This window comes from Arcobacter ellisii, from assembly GCF_003544915.1.
Taxonomy (GTDB): Bacteria; Campylobacterota; Campylobacteria; order Campylobacterales; family Arcobacteraceae; genus Aliarcobacter; species Aliarcobacter ellisii.
This window is the reverse complement of sequence record NZ_CP032097.1, coordinates 132,823-153,308: the sequence shown is the minus strand read 5'-3', so window position 1 is coordinate 153,308 and position 20,486 is coordinate 132,823. Positions and strand designations below refer to the sequence as shown.

The following is a 20,486-nucleotide window of genomic DNA, read 5'->3' as shown; positions in this document are numbered from 1 at the left end:
AAACTATGTATCCAACACTATTTATTTCACATGGCGCACCAAATATAATTTTAAGTGATTCAAAATCAAAAAGAAATTTCCAAAAACTTGGAAAAAGTTTATCTATTCCAAAATATATAATAATGATTTCAGCGCATTATGTAACAAATGATTTAAAAATTATTAGTCCTGAAGCAAATAAAATTATGTATGACTTTTATGGTTTTGAAGATGAGTTATATAAAGTTATTTATGAAATAAATAGTGACAAAGATTTAACTTTTAACCTCATCGATAAATTAAAAAAAGAGAATATAAATATTTCAATTGATGAGGAAAGAAAAAGTTATGACCATGGAGTGTGGAATGTTTTGGCTTTATTATATGAAAAACTAAATATCCCAATTCTTCAATTAAGTATTCCTAGTTCTTATTCACCATTTGACTTAATAAATTTAGGTGAAAAATTAAAAATTTTTAAAGATGAAGCTATGATTATTTGTAGTGGTGGAGTTACCCACAATCTAGGAGATATGAGTTATAGCTCTACCCCAAAAACTTATGCCCAAGAATTTAATGAAAAGATTAAAAATATTGTAGAAAATGGTGATGGAAATAGTTTATTAAATATTAAATCAGATATAAATTTTTACAAAAACCATCCCTCAGTTGAACACTTTTTACCTCTATTTATAGCTTTTGGAAGTGCAACAAATAAAAAAGGTAAATCAGTAAATAGTGAAATGCAATACTCAAACATTTCAATGGAGAGTTTCACTTTTGATGAAAAGGATAAATTATGATAAAAAAATTACCAAAAGAAAATATGGGAACATCAAACCTTGGTTGGTTAGAGAGTCGTTTTCATTTTAGTTTTGCAGAATATAGAAATCCAAATAATATAAATTTTGGAGTTTTAAGAGTTTTAAATGATGATATTGTTCATCCTATGTCAGGATTTGACACTCATCCACACTCAAATATGGAAATAATCTCTTATGTTGTAAATGGTGAAATAACTCACAAAGATTCTATGGGAAATAGTGAGACTTTAAAAAGAGGTGAAGTTCAATATCTTAGCGCTGGAGATGGAATATATCATAGTGAACATAATCTTCATAAAAGTGAGGATTTAAGACTTTTACAAATTTGGATTATTCCGCCATTTACTGGACTTCCAAGACTTTATGGTTCACATCAATATAAAGAAGAAGAGAGACAAAATAGACTTTTAAATATTGTTTCTTCACAAAATGGAGATAGTAAAATAAAAATCTATCAAGATATAAATATATTTGTAAGTGAATTAGATAAAGAGTTAGATTTTAAAATTCAAAAAGATAGACAAGTTTATTTTGTACAAATTGAAGGAAGTTCAAATATAAATGGAACACTTTTAGAAAATGGTGATGCAATGGAAATTGTTGATGAAGATATTTTAACAATTAAACCAATTACTAAAAGTCACATTTTATTTATAGAGATGCAAAAGAAATAAGTATATAAATAAAATTAAACTATACTTCCAGTTACAAAAATTTGAATAGGTTAGCTTATGAGTACAAAACTCCTTCTAAATGGTGCAGGAAGAATAGGGAAAGCTGTTTTAAAACAGCTTTTAGAAAATAAAGATTTTGAAATTGTTATTATAAATGATATAAATCCATATATTGAAAATATAGTTTATTCAATAAACTATGATTCAACTTATGGAAAACTTGATGATAAATTTAAAATTGTTGAAAATAATTATATCCAAAACTCTAAATCAAAAATAAAAATCACTCACTTTAACTCTTTGGATAAAATTGATTTAACAAATATTGATATTATTATTGATTCAAGTGGAAAAAAAGAGGATATAAATCTTTTAAAACAACTTCCAGTTAGTGCCATTTTTTTAACTCATCCAAATAAAAATGCTGATATAAATGTGATTTTAGGAGCAAATGAAGAAAAATTAAATCCATCTATTCATAAAATCATATCAACAAGTTCATGTAATGCAACTGCCCTACTTCCAGCTTTGAAACTAATCAATGACAATAAAGAGATTCTTTGTGGAGATATAGTTACTATTCATCCTTTATTAAATCATCAAAGAGTTCTTGATGGAAGTTTTGTTGGAAGTGCAACAAGAGATGTTGAGTGTAATTTTGAATTTGGAAGATCTTCTACACAAAATATAATTCCTAATAAAACAACAACAATAACTGCTTGTTCTTATGTTTTGGAAAAATTTAATAAAGAGTTGATTAGTTCAAACTCTCTTAGAGTTCCAACAGATACAGTGGGAGCTATAAATGTAACACTTTTTACAAAACAAAGTTCAACAAAAAATGAAATAATTGAACTATTTAAAGAGTATGAAAAAACACAAAAATTTCCAATAGTTTTAAATAATATTGAACCTTTAGTTTCAAGTGATTTTAAAAAAGAGAGATTTACAACAATCGTTGATTTTAGATATTTAGAAGTAAAAAACAATATGATTAAACTTCTTCTTTGGTATGACAATGAATGGGGTTATGCTTCAAAAGTTGTTGAGATTTTAAAATATTACGAAGAAATAAAAAAAGGCAAGTAAAAAATACTTGCCTTTATAAAAAATGGAATTTATCTAAAATATTAGATAAATTCTACACCTTTTGCACCTTCTGCAATATGTCCAATAACATATCCATCAGTGTTTGCTAAAATTGCATCAACATTTGAAGGATTTACAACTAAAACCATTCCAACACCCATGTTAAATGTTCTATACATCTCTTCAAGTTCTACATGTTTACCCATAAATTCAAAGATTGGTAAAACTTTGATTTTACTTCTATCAACAACTGCTTTAAAATTATCAGGTAAAACTCTTGGTAAGTTTTCAGTAATTCCACCACCAGTGATATGTGCTAAAGCATTGATTTTATCTTTGTTAGCTTTGAACTCTTTTACATAAATTCTTGTTGGTTCTAATAAAACATCTTTTAAAGGTTTTCCTTGGAAATCATCTTCTAAACTCATTCCTAATTTTTCAAGTAAAAGTTTTCTAACTAGTGAGAAACCATTTGAGTGAACTCCAGAACTAGGAAGTGCAATTAAAATATCTCCAACTGCAATTTTATCAATTCTATTTAATTCATCTTTTTCAGCAATTCCAACACAAAAACCAGCTAAATCAAAATCACCTTCTTTATACATTCCTGGCATTTCAGCAGTCTCACCACCAACTAATGCACACTCACTTCTAATACAACCCTCAGCAATTCCTTTTACAACTTGTGTTGCTTCTTCAACTTCAAGTTTTGCCGTTGCATAATAATCTAGGAAAAATAATGGTTCTCCAAAATTACATAATAAATCATTTGTACACATTGCAACTAAGTCAATACCAACTGTATCAAATTTTTTAGAATCAATTGCTAATTTTAATTTTGTACCAACACCATCAGTTCCTGAAAGTAATACAGGTTTTTTATATCCACTTGGTAACTCAAATGCTCCTGCAAAAGAACCAATTCCACCTAAAACTCCTGGAATTACTGTTGATTTAACGTATGGTTTAATATTTTCTACAAATTGATTTCCCGCATCAATATCAACACCTGCATCTTTGTAACTAACTGTTGCCATTATTCACCTTTTTTTATATTCAATTTTCTAATCTACGAATACTTTAAAAATTTTTTGGTATTATAGCAAAATGTTTATAAATATTAAGGACTATATATAATGAAAGATAATTACGCATTTAATGAAATGATGGTACATGTACCATTATGTACTCATAAAGAAGCCTCAAATGTTCTGATTATTGGAACTGTTGATGAAGATTTAAAATCAGAAGCTTCTAAACATAATAAAACTTCAAAAATTGAATTTGGAGACACATCTTTTTTAACATCACAAAATGAAAAAAACGTTGATGTAATAATTTTAACTGATGTTAAAATAGATGAATTGTTATTAGCAAATATTGAAAGAATTTTAAAAGATGATGGTTTAATCTGTTTTGCAACAAAAGCATTTTCAAAAGATGAAGAGCAACTATTTACAGATTTAAAATTAGTTGGTTCAAAATTCTGGATTGCTATGCCATTTAGATTTGGTCACAATACTTCAATTATTGCTTCAAAAAGATATCATCCAACTGCTGATTTGAATCTTCAAAGAGCAGATTTACTTGATGATTTAGATTACTATTCAGCAGAAATACACAATGCTTCATTTGTATTCCCAGCTGCTGAGTTTAGAGCTTTAACTGGTATCGCTAAAAGATAAAAATACTCCTATTTAATAAAAATAAATCATATTTATAGTATAATCTATACTATGAGTAATGATTTATTTAAAAACGCTATCGCTTTAACAGGCGGAATTTCAACTGGAAAAAGTACTGTTTGTAACCTATTTAAACTTCATGGTTTTTTAACTATTGATGCCGATAAAATAGCTCATAAACTATTAGATGAGAACTCTGATAAGATTATTGAGATGTTTGGAAAACAGTATGTAGAAAATGGAAAAGTTTTAAGAAAAGAGTTAGGAAAAATCATTTTTTCTAATGAAGAAAATAAACTAAAACTAGAAGCTCTACTTCATCCTTTAATCAAAGAAGAGATAATTAAAGAATCAAAAATTTTTGAAGAGCAAAATAAACCATATTTTGTAGATATTCCACTATTTTTTGAAAAAATGCATTATCCAATTTCTAAATCTTTAGTTATTTATACTCCAAAAGAGTTACAAATTCAAAGACTTATGAAAAGAGATAACATAAATGAAAATGAAGCAAAATTAAAAATTTCTAATCAAATGGATATTGAAGAAAAAAAGAAACTTGCTGATATGGTAATTGATAATTCAAAAGATTTAAAACATTTACAAGATGAAGTAGAACGAATCATCGGAGAAATTATATGACATATACAAAATATAGTGCGAGTGGAAATGATTTTATCATTTGTCACTCATTTGTTGAAAAAGATTATTCAACTGATGCGATTAAATTATGTAATCGAACTGAAGGAATTGGTGCTGATGGTTTTGTAGTTTTAGTTCCAACAAATGAAGCAGACTTCAAATGGCTATTTTATAATAGTGATGGAAGTCATGCCGCTATGTGTGGAAATGCGACAAGAGCTTGTGCCCATTATGCTTTTACAAATGGATTAATTAGTTCAAATGAAACGAAATTTTTAACAGGTGCTGGATTAATAAAATCAACTATTGAAAATGATATAGTTGAAACACAACTAACTGCTCCAAAAGTTATCAATGAAGAATTTATGGAAGAAGGTTTTATTTGGTATTTAGTTGATACTGGTGTTCCTCATTTAGTAACTATTGTTGATGATTTAGATTTGTATGAACACAATTTATGTGCAAAAATGAGATATAAACACAACGCAAATGTAAATTTCGCAAAAATTGAAAATGGAATTATAAAAGTTAGAACTTATGAACGTGGTGTTGAAGGAGAGACTTTAGCATGTGGAACAGGAATGGCTGCATGTTTTTTAAGAGCAATTAATCTTAAATTAGTAAACGATACTGCTTTTGTTTATCCAAAAAGCAATGAACAATTAACTCTTTCAATTAAAGATGGCATTATTTATTTTAAAGGTGCTGTAAAAAAAGTTTTCACAACAAATATTTAACAAGAGGCCTATGTATTTATTAAAATTTTTAATCAATAACTCAAAAAAACTTTTACTAACACTTTGTTTAGTTGGTTCTATGCAAAGTCATTGTTTAGCAAAAGGTTTACCAAAAGAGTATTACGAAATTGACGATGTCAATAAAGCAAAAGAGTATTTCTTTGAACATTTATATCAATTAATCAAAGAAGAAAATGAAGCTATTTTACAAGATAGAGAGTTTGTAAAAAATGTTTTAACATCAAATATCTTACGTATAGATTTTGATTCTTCAACATTTTCAAAACTTCTTGAAATTAAACAAAAATATAAAATAAAAAATATTTTTACGCTACAAGAGTATCTAAAAAAAGTTGATGTTATTCCTCCTTCACTTGCACTTGCACAAGCTGCATTAGAGAGTGGTTGGGGGAAAAGTAGATTTATAAAAGAAGCAAATAATATCTTTGGACATTGGACTTATGACCCAAGATTTGGAATGATTCCTAAACAAAGAAAATTAGGAGCTTCTCATTTTGTAAGAGTTTTCCAAAGTTTACAAGAATCTGTAAGTGCTTATATGTTAAATCTTAATAGAAATCTCGCATATAGAGCTTTTCAAGAAAAAAGATTTGAACAAAGAAAAGATAAACAATCACCAGAAGGTTTAGTTCTTTCTCAAACAATGTTAAACTATTCTGCTATTGCACAAGATTATTTAAAAATATTAAAGGATATAATCCTTGTTAACAATTTACAAAACTTTGATAAAAAATTTTATCAATCATAATCTAAATTAAGGACAAAAATGAAATTCCCAGCACCTTTAAAATCTGACTCTATTAAAATTATGCTTCTTGGAAGTGGAGAACTTGGAAAAGAAGTAATAATTGAAGCTCAAAGATTAGGAATTGAAACTATTGCTGTTGATAGTTACAATAATGCTCCAGCTCAACTTGTGGCAAATAAATCATATACAATCAATATGAAAGACAAAAATCAACTGCTTGATATTATAAGAAGAGAAAAACCAACTTATATCTTACCAGAGGTTGAAGCTATCAATATTCAAGCTTTATTTGATGCTGAAAAAGAGGGATTTCATGTAATTCCTAATGCTGATGCTGTTAATAAAACAATGAATAGAAAAAATATCAGAGAATTCGCAGCAGAACAACTAAAACTTCCAACAAGTAAATATAAATTTGTTACAACATTTGAAGCTTTAAAAGAAGCAGCAAGTGTTATTGGATTTCCTTGTGTTATTAAACCTGTTATGAGTTCTTCTGGACATGGGCAAAGTGTTGCTAGAAGTGAAGCTGATTTAGAAAAATCTTGGGAAATGGCAAAAGAAGCTAGAGGAGATGCTAGTGAATTAATCGTTGAAGAATTTATCACTTTTGATTATGAAATCACTATGTTAACTGTTAGAAATGGAAAAGCTACAGTATTTTGTGAACCAATTGGACATATTCAAAAAGATGGTGACTATATCTTCTCATGGCAACCAATGAATATGAGTGAAATTGCTGTTAAAAAATCACAAGAAATTGCAAAAACAATTACAGATGGACTTGGAGGACGTGGGATTTTTGGAGTTGAACTATTTGTAAAAGGTGATGATGTTTATTTTTCAGAAGTAAGTCCAAGACCACATGATACTGGAATGGTTACTATGATTACTCAAAGTGCTAGTGAGTTTGCACTTCATGTAAGAGCTGTTTTAGGTTTACCAGTTGATTTTATAAATTATGGTTGTGGAGCAAGTGCTGCATATAAAGCAAGTGGTGATAGCTTTAATCCTCAAATTGATATTTTTGATTCTTCATTTACAAAAGATTCAATTATTAGAGTATTTGGAAAACCACAAAGCCATGTTGGAAGAAGAATGGCTGTTGCACTTACATTTGATAAAGATAGTAGTGACAAAGCTTTACAAAAAGCAAAAGAGATTATTGGAAATTTCAAAGATAACTAAAGGTTAAAACCCTTTAGTTTTTTCTTAATCTTTAGATTTAAGAACAAGTGAATATTGCATACCTTCATTATCAATACTTGTAATATCAAATTTTGCATTTAAAGAATTTGCTAAATTTTTTGCTTCTAATATATTTTTATTATCAATATCTGATAAAAATAAATTATAAATATTTCTAACTTCAAATCCATTATTTTTTACAACCATTTGAAATAAATTTTTATTTAAAGAGATATTCACATCTATTTGTTTTTGTATTTTTCCTTTTTTTAACTCTTTTTTAACAACATCCATTGATGATTGTTCTATTATTGCTGATAAAATATTTTCAATATAAGCCATATTTAGATATACAGGTTTATTGATACTTACTTCACAATTATATTCAATAAATATTTTATACTTTATACCAGCATACATATAGTTATCAACTCTTCTTTTATGTAATTCAAGTAAAGAATTAATACTATTTAAGTTTGTAATTTTTTGACTCTCTGTACCTAATGTTGTTAATTGTTCTGCAAACTTTTTTACTTCTTCAAATTGTAAAGCATAGGAATCTATTATTTCAAAGATTATTGTACTATTAATCAAATCTTCAACACCCAATCTATTTATATATTTATCGAAAATTGTAGTATCAAACATATCTATAAAATATCGTAAATTGAAAACTTTATTTTTTAGATTAATTAACTCTTTTATCTCATTTAGACATCTTTTTTTTGCTTCACCTTTTATGCCATGTGTATCTAAATCCAAAGATAATATCTCTAAGAAATTTTTATCATCAAAAATTAGTGTATTTAATTCGGCTTTTTCAAATTGATTGTTATTATTTAAAACAACTCTCATTTGCTCTTTAATTAAACCTGTAATTTCATCTAAAGATAAACTAATCTCTAAAATTGATGATTGGATATTTTCATGGTTTTCATTAAATATTTGTCTATTTAATCTTGTTTTTCCACCATTTTCACTAGAAAAAATCTCTTCTATATTAAAAAATTTATTGTATTTACTTTTTAATATAAGAACTTCATTTGAAATTTTTTCTATATTTGCAAAAATTTCTGATTTATAATCTTTTTGATTTTCCAATTTAATTTCCTATTTACAATTATCACTTAAACTTACATTTTCCTCTGCTAATTGAACCCAATTATTTTGATTTGATACATCCATTACATCACCTGAAACTTTTTTATAAATTGTATCTATTTGAAGCCAATCATTATTTTTTTCTTTTATTGTAAATTTATCATCAAGTTTTAAAATTCTTAAAATTTTTGCATCAGAACTTGTATTATTTCTTACATTTAGATTTTGTTTATTTACAATGTAACAAGACTTATCTTTATTATTTGTAGTTTTTTGTTCAGTTTTAACTTGTTCAAAAACTTTTTTTACACTCTTATTTTCTTTTTCATCTTTCTTAGTTTCTTCATTTACTTCTATTTTCTTTAAGTCGCTAACAGAGATTCCATAATTACTTAAATAGATTGTATATCCGTACTCTTCATCAAGTTTTTTATATAATTCAACACTTTTTGTTCTTGTATTAATATCAATAATTTTATGTCCTAAGATACTATCACCTTCAACATATCTTCCTTCAATATTTGCACTTAACTCTGTTTTTGTCAAACCATTTTGTTTACTTGTAGCTGTTTCATCAATCAATTCTAAAACAACATAATCTTTTCCATTAAAAGAGTACATACTTTTGATTTTTAAATCTTTTAATTTTTTTGTTCTAGTAAAATCAGTTGTTAATCTAGCCATCTCATTTTGGTGTGTAAATACATTTTTTTCATAATCTTCTTGAGATAATTTTGGTTCTTCTTTTATAATTACTTGAGGTTGATTTGGAATATTTGGATTTATATTTTGTTCTACTTTTTTATTTTTTATAGCATTAACTTGTTCTTCTAAATAATCTTTTTCAAGTCCAGTTATAGCTTTAAAAAACTCTTTAGATTGTTGATCTAAAGCATCTAATTTATCCATATTCTGTAAATTTTGTTCCTCTGCATAAAGATTTATCACTGTAACAAATCCTAATAAAATCAAACTTATTTTTTTCATATTTTCCCTTTTAAATTTTTACTTAAATATAAATTCATAATTAAATCCACCTATATATGTAGGATATTTCATAAAAAATGCACCTGTTTTCCCATCACTATTTGTAATAGACCACTCACCAGATGTTATACTTGTAAGATATCCATAATTACCACCCTCAACAACTAAAAAATCTTTATTTATATCATACAAATTTGTATTAAACACAGGTATCATAAATGTATTTCCCATATAATCACTATATGATGTTCCATCTCTATAAAATGATTGTATTCCCCAACAATACATTTGATCATTTATATCTATTCCACACATTCCATTATCATCATCAATAACTTTTATTTTTTTCCATTTTATCTGTTTAATTGCATTTTTGAATATTTTATCATCTTTATTTGAAGAAGTGAAATAGTCACCTTTTAATTCATTTTTACTATTTATCCAAACTATTCCTGAACTAGGAATATATCTATTACTTAATCCCTGTTCACTTATTTTTCTAGAAAAATCTACTGATAAAATTTCTAAATCATTACTTTCACTATATTCAGAATACCCCTTAATAGATTCATCAACTGAAACAACTTCTATTTTTTTATTTTTAGGATGTGATATTTTGTAATATTTTCCATCATCCGTTTTAGCAACAAAGGCATCTAATCCACCTTGTATAGACTCAAATTTTAAAGTTGTTGCCATTGTTGAATTATTTGTTTGTACTTTTGTTGGAGAGCATAAATCATAATTTATATTATTCCATTTATTATCACAAGTATATGTTTCAAATGATGATGAAGAATTATCTTTTAGATATTCTCTTCCCCAAATATAAATATCACCTGTTTCAGATAATCCTGCCATTTTTCTATGCCCAATAGTTAAAAGATAAGATATGTCAGAAAATTTTGTAGAGGAAATAACTTCTGGTAATTTATTTGAATTAGTACTACAATTAAACCAACCGCAACTATAATTAAATCTTAATTCTCCTGCACCAGAAAATCCACTTCCAGTATCATAGCCCCAAGTATATATGTAACCATTTTCTCCTAAAATCAACCAAATCTGATTATTTGCAAAGATTTTTTTTGCTTTATTTGATTTACCATCAAAAAAAGTACTTCTATAAAGCATTTCACCTTTTCTATTTGTATCTACAGCTGTAAAATTATTTCCAAAATCGTAATCTACTCCCGTTGTTCCACCACAGTACAATTCACCTTTTATACTAATTCCACAAGTTCCATAATAAACTGCACTAAAAAAATCTACAAATTTTGGTCTATTTGGAGAAGAAAAATAGTTTTGATCATAATATTTTGTAAAATCTTTTCCATCACTTGAATCATCATCATACATTTTTGCTTTTAATCTTACTAAACCATTTATTACAGGAAATCTATTACTTCCTTCACTTCCTGAATATCCTAAATTAATACCTGTAATCTTATTTGCATTATTTCCCCAAGCATAAATATCTCCATTTACAATCATTCCACCAGCACGTCTAGTAAACTGAATAACTGTTTTTCCAATATCTCTTGTTGTTTGTTTTACTTTTACTGCACTTGATGAACCAATCATTATATATTCATCTGCTGTACTTGAAGTAGTATTTTTATGTAAAACTGTCATTCCTGCAAAAGATACATCTTTAACTAACTCTTTATAAGTACTATTTACTGTTCCATCTTCATTTAGTAAAGTCACATTTTCATCAAGAAGTAAATCTTTATCAAAAGAGTATTTATAATTTCCACTTGAATCATACCAATGCAAAACTTCGTTTGAGTCTAAATAATATTTGGCTTTTGCATCTGCTTTTGTAGTTGTAATTTTACTTTTATTACTAAAAATAAATTTTTCTTTTGTTGATAAAATAATTTGTACTTCACTCTCATTTATACTTAATGGGGCTTTTGTATAAGTTCTATATCTATTTGAGTAATAATAATCGTATAAATTAGATTTTAAAGTGTTATCTGTTGTTGAAAAACCATTTATTACATATTCATTATTTTTTAAAGAAATTACTTTACCAAAAGGATTTATACTATCAAATCCCTTTGGTAAAAAATTTTGTTCTTTTAACACTTCAATAGTAGTAGGATTTGTACCTTTTTCTAAAAGATATTTTTTATATGCTAAAGCTATCTCTTCCTCTTTTTGTACAAGTTTTTTTATTTTTGTAAGAGTTAAAGAATCTATATAATTATCTGCAAATAAATAATTTATAAAAAGAAATAAAAGAAATAAAGTTTTTATAGCTAATTTCATTTTATTTCCTTAGGTTTAGAGATATAATTTACAAAATATAGTGTTTCATCCATATCACTTTTTTTAATTTCTCCTATATAAGATAAAATTCCTTCTGCTGCTTTTAATCCATTTTCACTTTGTGTATTTACTCTAGTAATGATTATATATCTATCTATACACATTTTTTTTGAATCAATAAAATCTAATTGATAATCAAGTAATGACATTCTTGAGAAAATATCTTTTACTTTTGTTTCTATCTCTTCTTTTGTCATATAACTTTTTTCTAAATCTTCAATTCTTTTTTTAGACTCATTTGCTTTTGTTTTCAAAGAGTTTGTTTCATCTCTTTTTAGTTGAAGGTCATTTGTAAGTTTCTCTTTTTCATAATATGATTTATAATAATTCATAGCTTTAAATCCAACATAAACCAATGTATAAATTACTAAAATAGATATGATTAACTTGCTTGTGTTTGCTATTGTTTTGTTGCTGATACTTATCATTTTGAAACCTTAGTCGAACTTATACAGTCAGTTAATTCTTTATATTTAATTTGACTTTCATTTAAAAGTTTTTCTTGTCGTTTTGCTAATTGTGTTTCTACTCTTAATTCTCTTTGTAAATTTTCTAAAGGTTCTGTATAAAAAACTTTATCCGTAAATGTTTTTAATCCAGAAAACATTACCCAGAAACTAACACCCAATAATAGTGACATATATGTTAGTTTTGTAAAATGAGATTTTGAAGTATCTAACTCTTTTAAAGGTTTAACTAACTCTTCTATTTCTCCTAAAGATTTTGCAACTACTTCTTGTTTTTCATTTTTTGTATTTTGTTTTAAAATATTTTCAATAGCACATTTATATTTTGAATTAATTACATAATAAATATTTTCTATTGCTCCACCACTTGAAAGCATTGCTATATGTTTTGTAATCAAAATCGATTTAATCATATCATCTGTAATAAAATTTTGGTTTATTTTTGCAGAATAAACTGTTTTATGATTAAATAAAATTACATACTCTCCATCAGCAATATGAATTAAAAATTGATTTCTTCCTAAATATTTTTTTGATAATAAATTTAATGAATAAATTTCATCATTGCTATATTTTGATAGATATACACTATATTTTTTAAAGGAATGATATGTAAACATATTTTGAGAAACATCAAATTCATCATTTACATAGAAAAATTCGCTATCCTCTTTTGTTGCAAAATCAGTAATTACTAATCGTACCATACTTCTTCCCCTCTGATAATTGCAATTGCATCTTCTTTTGTAATTAAACCTTCTTTATATTGTGCCATTGAAGCTTTTTCAACTGTCATATATTCTGCTGGATTTTCAAAATCACCACCATGTCCAAGTTTAAATCTTACAACCTCAGCGATTGGCACCCTATCTTTAAATCCTGTGTGGTTACACTCATCACATCCAACTTTTTTATATCCACCTTCTCCATCTGGTTCTTTACAATAGTTACATAATTTTCTAACTAATCTTTGAGAAACAATTCCTCTTAAGTTATCAATAATATCCCCTTCATTGATTCCAAGTGAACTTGTCATCCTTGAAACAGTTGCAGGTGCTGAGTTGGTATGCATTGTAGAGAATACTAACTGACCTAAGTTTGATGCATTTACAAGTTGTGATGCTGTTTGAGGTTCCCTTGTTTCACCAATTAGTATGATATTTGAATCTTGTCTTAAAATATCAACAACGGCTTCTGGGTAACCATACTTAAACTCTTCACTTGCACTTGCAAACTCAGATAAATCAATTTGGAAGAAAGATTCATCCACATACTCAACTGGGTCTTCAATGGTAATAACATACTGTTGTTGTTTTGCCAATTGTTGTAATAAGGCATACATTAAGTGAGTTTTACCAGAACCAACTTGTCCCGTAATTAATATCATTCCATTTGCATATTTTGTTAAGTTTGATAGAATTTGTACTGTCTCTTCTGGATAATTTAATCCTCTTAAATTATGTGAAACAACTCCACGTCCACCAATCATCCTCATAACCAATGAAAAGTTTAATTTTGAGTTTATAAGCCCAAGCCTAAACTTGATATTTTTTTTACCATACTCATAATTTATAACACCATTAATTGATTCATAATCAGAATCCTCTTGGTCAGCCATAGTTACAAGTCTTCTTTTTAAAGTTTTTGCAATTGTAATTGGCATAGTTCCCATATCAACTTTGATACCATCAATTCTAAACCAAAGTGAAGCATATCTACTTGTTTTTTGAATATGTATATCAGATGCTCCAAGTAAAATAGCTTGTCCCATCATTTTGTCAAAATATTTATTTATCTCTTCATCATTTTCAGTATCACTATTTGAACTAAAGATAATCTCTCTATCTTCTCCAAAAACTGAAGATAAAACGCCCTCTCCTAAAACTACAATTTTTGTAAAATAAAACTTACTTAATATTTCAAAATCAAGATTTACAACATCTCTAATACCCAAAACTTTATTTTTGTTCTTTTTATCTTCCAAAGTGATAATATACATTGTTGTACAAAATTCAAGTTTTTTTTCATCAAGTTGAAATGAAGTATCTTGATAATATTTTGACAACTCATTATACGTTGCATAATACTCATAACCTAAAGTTCTTACAAATTGTTCATACTTCTCTTCATTTGCAATTAAATCTCCATATCCACCTTTTAAATGAAATTTTTCTTTAATCATATCCTCAATTACATTTGATAAATGAGTATCAGGATCATCACTTTTTCCAATGAAATCATAAATTGATTTTTTTTGTTTTTCAAAAAAATCTTTAAAATCAAAATCACTTTTTTTCTCTTTTTTTAGAGATATCTTTTTTTTATCTCTTTTCAAAAAAGGAAACTTTGGTGTATTTCTTAAAGTTGTTACTATCTTCTTTATCATAATTTCATCTTCTATTGATATAAAGTTTTAAATGTAAAAGTACTAATTACCAAGTTAATAACATCTGAACCTATTATTACAGTAACCAACATTGCAATCATCCAAAACATAAACTTCCATTGTAAAACCATATAATTTATATTTTTTTCATACATTGTGTCACAAGTTTGATATAAAGCTTTTGTTACTTCTGAAAAACTTGTTTTACTTAATTCTGATAGTTTTATATCTGCTGTTATAATTGCAGGGAAATTATATTTTTCAAACATAATAAATAGTTTTTTATTTTTATTTATCATCTCTGCTAACTCTTTGAAAAACGGTCTAAGACCCTCTTTAAAATAATCCTTTGATAAAATCAATGATGTTTTATGAAAAGAGATACCAGCACTTAACATTCCATTTAAAATTCTAAACATAAATCTTCCATCTGAAAATGCTTGAGTTTTAAAAACTTTATATAACCAAGCTGGCTTATATTTTTCAGTATATAAATACCCAAAAAATATAAAAGCTGTCACAAATATAGAAATTCCTAATCCAACATATGCAAAATCATAAGTAAAATATTTTGGTATTCCTAAAAACTGTTCAACATCAGGATTTAACTTTCTTAATTGAACTAAATCTTTTTGTAACATATCAAGATATAAAATCAAACCATAAAAAGTACCAATTACAATAGATAAAGGAACAAAAATAGGATTTATCATCTTTAACATCAAATTTGAATTTGCTTTTTTAAATGATAATACAAGTTTTAATCCATCTAAAGTATTTGTACTATTTACAACCAAACTAAATTGAAAGCTATTTAAGAATTTATGTTTATGTAAAATAGCTTCAAGTTTATGTTTTCCTATTTCCATATCTTTGATTGCAGCCATCAATCTTTTTTTAAAATTTGTTTCTCTTGTAATTTGTTCACTATATAACAATAATGCTCTTCTTGTATTAGAACCATTTTCAAGTTTTGTTACAAGATAATCAAGCAAAAATTGCTCATATGGATCAGCAAACATACTCATTATTAAAAGCCTTTAATATTTTTAAGAGTAACTACGTAAACTATTTCTCTTCTTACATAAGATTTTGAATCTGTTCCACCAACAGCAAATCCTTCTACAGGTAAAACCCCTTGATAATTTTTTGTATCATCATGAACAATAATTGAACCAACTATTGCAGTTTCTCCTAATCTTACTTCTCTTGAGATATTGTAACTTTGGTCATTATATTGAGGTAATTTTATAGATGTACCATCAATACTTACTTCTCCAAACTCAATAAGTTTTTTTATTGTAGGTAAAATATTTAAGAAAATTTTATCTCTTGATATTTTTGCCATTGCTGTTATTGAAGTTCCTTCTTTTAAAGTATTAACTGTAACATCAGATGTTCTTGTATTTGTATCAGCATCAATTGTTGTCTCTATTTTTTCAACATAATCTGTATTTTCTGTGATTGATTGAACTGTTGGGATATTATTTTTTAAAACAATCATATTTTTACTATAATTTAATATCTTCCCTATTTCATTATTTGCAGTTGCAGCAACAGTTAAAAGTCTTGTTACATTATCACTTGTGAAATTTAATGCACCATCAGCTCCAATTCCTCTGATTACTCCTGCTCCTGTATTTGTTTGTCTATCATCAGAAATACTTCCTATTCCATACTCTCTATTTTTATTTAAAAGTATTTCTATTCTTTCAAACTCTATAACTGCCTCTTTTGAGAAAGTCGATTCATAAGCTTTTGCTACAGTTCTAACAGCATTTTCAATTGATTTTGTTGATTTTAAAAATATTAAACCACTTGCTTTATCTATATGATATGTTGAAATTTTATCTGTTGAAATTATATTTTTTAACATTTTGTCTAATTCATCATATAAAACTATTTGGGAACTATTCTCAACTTTACTTTCACCTGTTGATTCTTGATTTGTTGTTTGACTTGTAGATTTAATATCTAAAAGAGGAATATTTAACTCAATAACTGTATCTTTATATCTAGTTATATTTATAGCTTCTTTATCATAATCTATATCAACATATACATCTTTTGCATGACCTAAAGAGTTTAATGCATCTTTTAAATCTTTTGAACTAATACTTACAATACTATTTTGGAAATCATCTTTATTATCTATATAATTTCCAATATTTACTTCATATCCTGATTCAATTGTAATTAATTTTATTAACTCTTCAACAGATATTTGACCATCTAATTTAAAAGGAATATTTTCAATTGATTGTTTTTTTGTTTCACTTGTACTTAAAAGTTTTACAAGATAAATTGAACCGTTCTTTTTAATAAACAACTCTTTATCTAATACAGCATTTAAGTATTGATTTAATTCCGTAATATTATGAATCTTAATTCTACTTTGTGGTATTAAAACATCACTACTTTTTAAATAGTAAAAGTTACCATCTAATACTTCCATCTCTTTTAAAATATCACTTAGTGATTTTTCTTCTAAAATACTTATGAACTCTTTATTTTTTATCTTTTCATCAACTAAGGAATCGGAATATGATTTTTTTATCGCACTGTAATTCTCTTTATCTAAAGAAGATTTTGTATTTTCAAGCATCTCTTCGTGATAATCCTTTGAACTACAACCCCCAAGTAGTAAAAAAAGTGTCCCTAAAAACAATAAATTCTTAAAATCTTTCAACATATAATTCCTTATTTAAAATAAAATGCATAATCAAATCCCCCGATATAAGTTGGATATTTTAGAAATAAATTTCCGTTATTGTCAAAATTATCAAAAGCCATCTGTGAAGTTTTATCATTTTCTTGAGAAATAAATAACTTATTTATAGTGTTTATTTTACTTACATCATATAAAGATGTGCTTAAAATAGGTATACTTCGTCCCACATTTCCCCAACAATACATCTGAGATTGGCTACCTATTCCTGTCATTGCACATACAAAAGTTTTACTTGTCTCTTTAACTTTTACGTGTACATTATCTATTCCCCACGATTCATCATCCCTTGATTGGGCAAAAGACCAACCATTATAGCCATAATCTGTATTTTTTAAACCTCTTGTACTAAATCTAACTTTTAATTTTCCTGCAGAGTCTAATTTAGTTCTTATTTTATAATGGTATTTTTCATCATTATCATTGTTATAACTACCAGAAGAACCAACTTTTTGTAGAGACTCTCCCGTATCATTTACATCTGATAAATAGGGATGATTATCATGAATAAAATTATCTTCAACAAAAACTACATCATTTAAAGTTACAGTGAATCTTTCAAAATCCCAAGTATCAATTTCATAAAAATCAAATTCTAATTCAACTTCATTATTTGCATAACTACTACCAATTGAAAAAGTTTTTTCTATATAAGAAGGTCTATTTGTATAGTTTGTTGCTGGTTGACTTCCATACTCAACCTCTTCAATATTAAAATTACCCAAAAATTTTGTTACAGGTATTTCATCTGTTCCATCATCGTTTACAGAGGTTACTCTAATTTTTCCAGAACTTTTATTTATTGAACTTCCATCCCAATCTGTTGATTTTCCATCCTCAAAATCTTCAAAAATCTCATATTTAACAGTATCTAATTGATAAATAGATACATTTGAAAAATTTGCATAATCTTTTCCATTAAAATTATTTGAAAAACTATTTAACTCATCTAATGCTGTACTAAAGACCTTACTATCTGTTGTTGTACAATTTGTTCCAGACGTTGTTTTACAAGTTAAATAATTATTACTTCCAAAAAGTTGCATACTCTCATTTATATATACATATAACTCTTGAGAATTATCATCATATATAGATGCACTAATTGCACCACTTGGAATACTCTCAACTTTAGTAAGTTCTTTATTGCCTACTGTTCTATAAAAACTATTATCCACACCTTTTAATAGAAAATCTTTACTATTTGTAAAAATTCCATCAGGATTAAATTTTAAAGAACTGCTAACAAGTGTTGGTTCATAATAAACTGTTCCATTTGGTCTTTCGCCCCAAATATAAAAGTAGTTATTACTATCTATTGCACCAAACATTGCTATATCTCTTAAAGCAAATATCTTTTTAAATATTACACCATTACTTTTTACTTCTTCAGGAGTTAATTGAACAATAAACTTATCATTACTTCCAATACCTAAACCTCCTTTATAATTTCTTCCAATTGTATAAATCTTTCCTTCATCTGATAAAACAGCAATTGTATCTTCAACCATTACAATATCTATTAAATAAATTTCATCTCTTGTAATCATTAATTCATTTCCTGAACCATCTTTTACAATAGGTCCACCGTCATCAGATATTTTAATAAGTTTAGAACTATCATCTATTTGGTCACTTTTCCCCCATGCAAAAAATTTGTTTTTACTTAGAATTGATGTTTCACTTACAGTTGAACTTATATTTTCAAAATACAATTGCGTAATTTGACCATTACAATATAAATCTCCTCCAAATTTCTTTTGAGTTCCTTCAAAATAGTTAAATAAAGGAGAAATAGCACAAACACCTGAACTATTCATTGCCATTTTTTCAAATTTTATTCTATATGGATTGTTGTACCAATTTTTAGTTTTTAAATCTAAAATTTCTGTTCCCGTATCAATATTTTCTATTTGAACTTTTAACATAACAGGAGTATTTACATAATCAGGAGTTAAAGAAGTATCAAGTTGTCCATAACTTGCAATTCCTGCTTTTTTATATTTATTATTTCCCCAACAAAAAATATCTCCATTAGCAAGCATACATCCACCATCACGTCTTAAAAGCAAATCTTTTGCATCAGGAATATAAGATAAAATTCTATCTCCTATACTAATCTCATCATTTACTTGTCCTGTTGTTCTTCCAGTTCCTGATGGTATCCAAGTACTATTACCTTCATAATAATACTCATACCAAGAGTTTCCATCTTTTACGTAAGCTTTTTCGCCTATTCCAACTTTTATATATGCTAAATCGTCTAAATTATCTAAATAAACTGGTGCTTTTTGATAAACTTCTATTGAATTTCCAGCTGTTTTACAATATTTATATATTAATTTTTCATTTTTTAGTTCATAAAAATATTGTGCAGAATTACAAGTTTTAGAAGGCAAGAATATTGAAGTTTCATTTTTTGTTAAAACTGTTGCTATCTCTTTTTGTAAAGAGTTATATAAAACAAGAGAACCTTTTACTAACTCTGTTTTAGTAATATTTTTTGGTGGAATTGTATTTACCCTAAATACTTTATTAGTATAAAAATTATATAAATAATTATACTCTTCCTTATAATCTGCCTCTTTTTCTATTGCACCTTTAATAAATGCACTATTTTTTTCATCAAAAGTTATAACAATATCTTTTAAAGTAACTGGATTAGTTTTATTAAAATTTACTCCTAAATAATCTTCAACTTCCAATTTTTCCCAATCTAAAGTATCATCACTTTTTTTAGGAATTTTTCCTGTTTGTAAAATATATTTATTTATAGCAAGTGAGATATACTCCTCTTTTTGAATAAGAGATTTCACATTATTCATCAATGAAATATTTTCACTTGACGCAAAAACAAAATTAAAAAATATGATTATTGAAACTAGAGTTTTGA

The 20,486-nt window shown here is 26.4% G+C and carries 18 protein-coding genes; 8 read left to right on the top strand and 10 right to left on the bottom strand.

The genetic code is table 11. The features are described from left to right. The first annotated feature begins 5 nt into the window (after positions 1-5). From AELL_RS00795 to AELL_RS00785, 3 genes are read left to right on the top strand one after another with little or no spacing between them, the layout of a single operon-like run. Positions 6-782 carry a DODA-type extradiol aromatic ring-opening family dioxygenase gene (locus AELL_RS00795; RefSeq protein WP_118916116.1) on the top strand — a complete coding sequence of 259 codons (777 nt, stop codon included), beginning with the start codon at positions 6-8 and terminating at the stop codon, positions 780-782. Continuing rightward, complete coding sequence (locus AELL_RS00790; protein WP_118916115.1) at positions 779-1,477, top strand: pirin family protein; 699 nt, start codon at positions 779-781, stop codon at positions 1,475-1,477. Before AELL_RS00795 ends, AELL_RS00790 begins: the two co-directional genes overlap by 4 nt. Before the next feature lie 57 nt (positions 1,478-1,534). Continuing rightward, positions 1,535-2,566, top strand: a complete 1,032-nt coding sequence (locus tag AELL_RS00785; RefSeq protein ID WP_118916114.1) for a glyceraldehyde 3-phosphate dehydrogenase NAD-binding domain-containing protein — start codon at positions 1,535-1,537, stop codon at positions 2,564-2,566. A 41-nt stretch (positions 2,567-2,607) separates the two neighbouring features. Here AELL_RS00785 and purM read toward each other — a convergent pair whose 3' ends face one another. Continuing rightward, positions 2,608-3,603 carry a phosphoribosylformylglycinamidine cyclo-ligase gene (purM, locus tag AELL_RS00780; RefSeq protein WP_118916113.1) on the bottom strand — a complete coding sequence of 332 codons (996 nt, stop codon included), beginning with the start codon at positions 3,601-3,603 and terminating at the stop codon, positions 2,608-2,610. A gap of 99 nt (positions 3,604-3,702) precedes the next feature. On the opposite strand from purM, the gene AELL_RS00775 reads away from it, so the two are divergent. The 5 genes from AELL_RS00775 to purT are packed head-to-tail and all read left to right on the top strand — an operon-like array spanning position 3,703 to position 7,587. Then, positions 3,703-4,251, top strand: a complete 549-nt coding sequence (locus tag AELL_RS00775) for a spermine/spermidine synthase domain-containing protein (protein WP_118916112.1) — start codon at positions 3,703-3,705, stop codon at positions 4,249-4,251. A gap of 51 nt (positions 4,252-4,302) precedes the next feature. Next, positions 4,303-4,893, top strand: coding sequence for a dephospho-CoA kinase (coaE, locus tag AELL_RS00770; protein ID WP_118916111.1), 591 nt, complete (start codon positions 4,303-4,305; stop codon positions 4,891-4,893). After that, positions 4,890-5,630: a diaminopimelate epimerase gene (gene dapF / locus AELL_RS00765; RefSeq protein WP_118916110.1), complete on the top strand. Its 741-nt coding sequence runs from the start codon at positions 4,890-4,892 to the stop codon at positions 5,628-5,630. Before coaE ends, dapF begins: the two co-directional genes overlap by 4 nt. Positions 5,631-5,640: 10 nt before the next feature. Next, on the top strand, positions 5,641-6,399 hold the full coding sequence (locus AELL_RS00760; RefSeq protein ID WP_118916109.1) for a glucosaminidase domain-containing protein: 759 nt from the start codon (positions 5,641-5,643) through the stop codon (positions 6,397-6,399). A gap of 18 nt (positions 6,400-6,417) precedes the next feature. Further along, positions 6,418-7,587 carry a formate-dependent phosphoribosylglycinamide formyltransferase gene (gene purT, locus AELL_RS00755; protein WP_118916108.1) on the top strand — a complete coding sequence of 390 codons (1,170 nt, stop codon included), beginning with the start codon at positions 6,418-6,420 and terminating at the stop codon, positions 7,585-7,587. A gap of 24 nt (positions 7,588-7,611) precedes the next feature. Here the strand turns inward: purT and AELL_RS00750 are convergent, their stop codons facing one another. From AELL_RS00750 to AELL_RS00710, 9 genes are read right to left on the bottom strand one after another with little or no spacing between them, the layout of a single operon-like run. Continuing rightward, positions 7,612-8,688, bottom strand: coding sequence for a hypothetical protein (locus tag AELL_RS00750; protein ID WP_118916107.1), 1,077 nt, complete (start codon positions 8,686-8,688; stop codon positions 7,612-7,614). A gap of 9 nt (positions 8,689-8,697) precedes the next feature. Continuing rightward, positions 8,698-9,675: an SH3 domain-containing protein gene (locus AELL_RS00745; RefSeq protein ID WP_118916106.1), complete on the bottom strand. Its 978-nt coding sequence runs from the start codon at positions 9,673-9,675 to the stop codon at positions 8,698-8,700. An 18-nt stretch (positions 9,676-9,693) separates the two neighbouring features. Then, positions 9,694-11,952 carry a hypothetical protein gene (locus AELL_RS00740; RefSeq protein WP_118916105.1) on the bottom strand — a complete coding sequence of 753 codons (2,259 nt, stop codon included), beginning with the start codon at positions 11,950-11,952 and terminating at the stop codon, positions 9,694-9,696. Further along, the gene (locus AELL_RS00735) at positions 11,949-12,440 is read right to left on the bottom strand and encodes a hypothetical protein (protein WP_118916104.1); all 492 of its coding nucleotides are present in this window, start codon (positions 12,438-12,440) and stop codon (positions 11,949-11,951) included. Before AELL_RS00735 ends, AELL_RS00740 begins: the two co-directional genes overlap by 4 nt. Beyond that, the gene (locus AELL_RS00730) at positions 12,437-13,186 is read right to left on the bottom strand and encodes a hypothetical protein (protein WP_118916103.1); all 750 of its coding nucleotides are present in this window, start codon (positions 13,184-13,186) and stop codon (positions 12,437-12,439) included. Before AELL_RS00730 ends, AELL_RS00735 begins: the two co-directional genes overlap by 4 nt. Continuing rightward, complete coding sequence (locus AELL_RS00725) at positions 13,174-14,865, bottom strand: GspE/PulE family protein (RefSeq protein WP_118916102.1); 1,692 nt, start codon at positions 14,863-14,865, stop codon at positions 13,174-13,176. The genes AELL_RS00730 and AELL_RS00725 overlap by 13 nt, the downstream gene beginning before the upstream one ends. A gap of 11 nt (positions 14,866-14,876) precedes the next feature. Then, entirely contained in the window at positions 14,877-15,893 is a 1,017-nt protein-coding gene (locus AELL_RS00720; RefSeq protein ID WP_118916101.1) for a hypothetical protein, read from the bottom strand. A 2-nt stretch (positions 15,894-15,895) separates the two neighbouring features. Continuing rightward, the gene (locus AELL_RS00715) at positions 15,896-17,557 is read right to left on the bottom strand and encodes a hypothetical protein (RefSeq protein ID WP_118916100.1); all 1,662 of its coding nucleotides are present in this window, start codon (positions 17,555-17,557) and stop codon (positions 15,896-15,898) included. Positions 17,558-17,565: 8 nt separating this feature from the next. Then, positions 17,566-20,409, bottom strand: a complete 2,844-nt coding sequence (locus AELL_RS00710; RefSeq protein ID WP_118916099.1) for a hypothetical protein — start codon at positions 20,407-20,409, stop codon at positions 17,566-17,568. Positions 20,410-20,486: the final 77 nt, after the last annotated feature.

Excerpts from the sequence above, each read along its gene's own strand:
- AELL_RS00795 (WP_118916116.1), top strand. The coding sequence starts at position 6 with ATGTATCCAACACTATTTATTTCACATGGCGCACCAAATATAATTTTA.
- AELL_RS00790 (WP_118916115.1), top strand. The coding sequence starts at position 779 with ATGATAAAAAAATTACCAAAAGAAAATATGGGAACATCAAACCTTGGT.
- AELL_RS00785 (WP_118916114.1), top strand. The coding sequence starts at position 1,535 with ATGAGTACAAAACTCCTTCTAAATGGTGCAGGAAGAATAGGGAAAGCT.
- purM (WP_118916113.1), bottom strand. The coding sequence starts at position 3,603 with ATGGCAACAGTTAGTTACAAAGATGCAGGTGTTGATATTGATGCGGGA.
- AELL_RS00775 (WP_118916112.1), top strand. The coding sequence starts at position 3,703 with ATGAAAGATAATTACGCATTTAATGAAATGATGGTACATGTACCATTA.
- coaE (WP_118916111.1), top strand. The coding sequence starts at position 4,303 with ATGAGTAATGATTTATTTAAAAACGCTATCGCTTTAACAGGCGGAATT.
- dapF (WP_118916110.1), top strand. The coding sequence starts at position 4,890 with ATGACATATACAAAATATAGTGCGAGTGGAAATGATTTTATCATTTGT.
- AELL_RS00760 (WP_118916109.1), top strand. The coding sequence starts at position 5,641 with ATGTATTTATTAAAATTTTTAATCAATAACTCAAAAAAACTTTTACTA.
- purT (WP_118916108.1), top strand. The coding sequence starts at position 6,418 with ATGAAATTCCCAGCACCTTTAAAATCTGACTCTATTAAAATTATGCTT.
- AELL_RS00745 (WP_118916106.1), bottom strand. The coding sequence starts at position 9,675 with ATGAAAAAAATAAGTTTGATTTTATTAGGATTTGTTACAGTGATAAAT.
- AELL_RS00740 (WP_118916105.1), bottom strand. The coding sequence starts at position 11,952 with ATGAAATTAGCTATAAAAACTTTATTTCTTTTATTTCTTTTTATAAAT.
- AELL_RS00735 (WP_118916104.1), bottom strand. The coding sequence starts at position 12,440 with ATGATAAGTATCAGCAACAAAACAATAGCAAACACAAGCAAGTTAATC.
- AELL_RS00730 (WP_118916103.1), bottom strand. The coding sequence starts at position 13,186 with ATGGTACGATTAGTAATTACTGATTTTGCAACAAAAGAGGATAGCGAA.
- AELL_RS00725 (WP_118916102.1), bottom strand. The coding sequence starts at position 14,865 with ATGATAAAGAAGATAGTAACAACTTTAAGAAATACACCAAAGTTTCCT.
- AELL_RS00720 (WP_118916101.1), bottom strand. The coding sequence starts at position 15,893 with ATGAGTATGTTTGCTGATCCATATGAGCAATTTTTGCTTGATTATCTT.
- AELL_RS00715 (WP_118916100.1), bottom strand. The coding sequence starts at position 17,557 with ATGTTGAAAGATTTTAAGAATTTATTGTTTTTAGGGACACTTTTTTTA.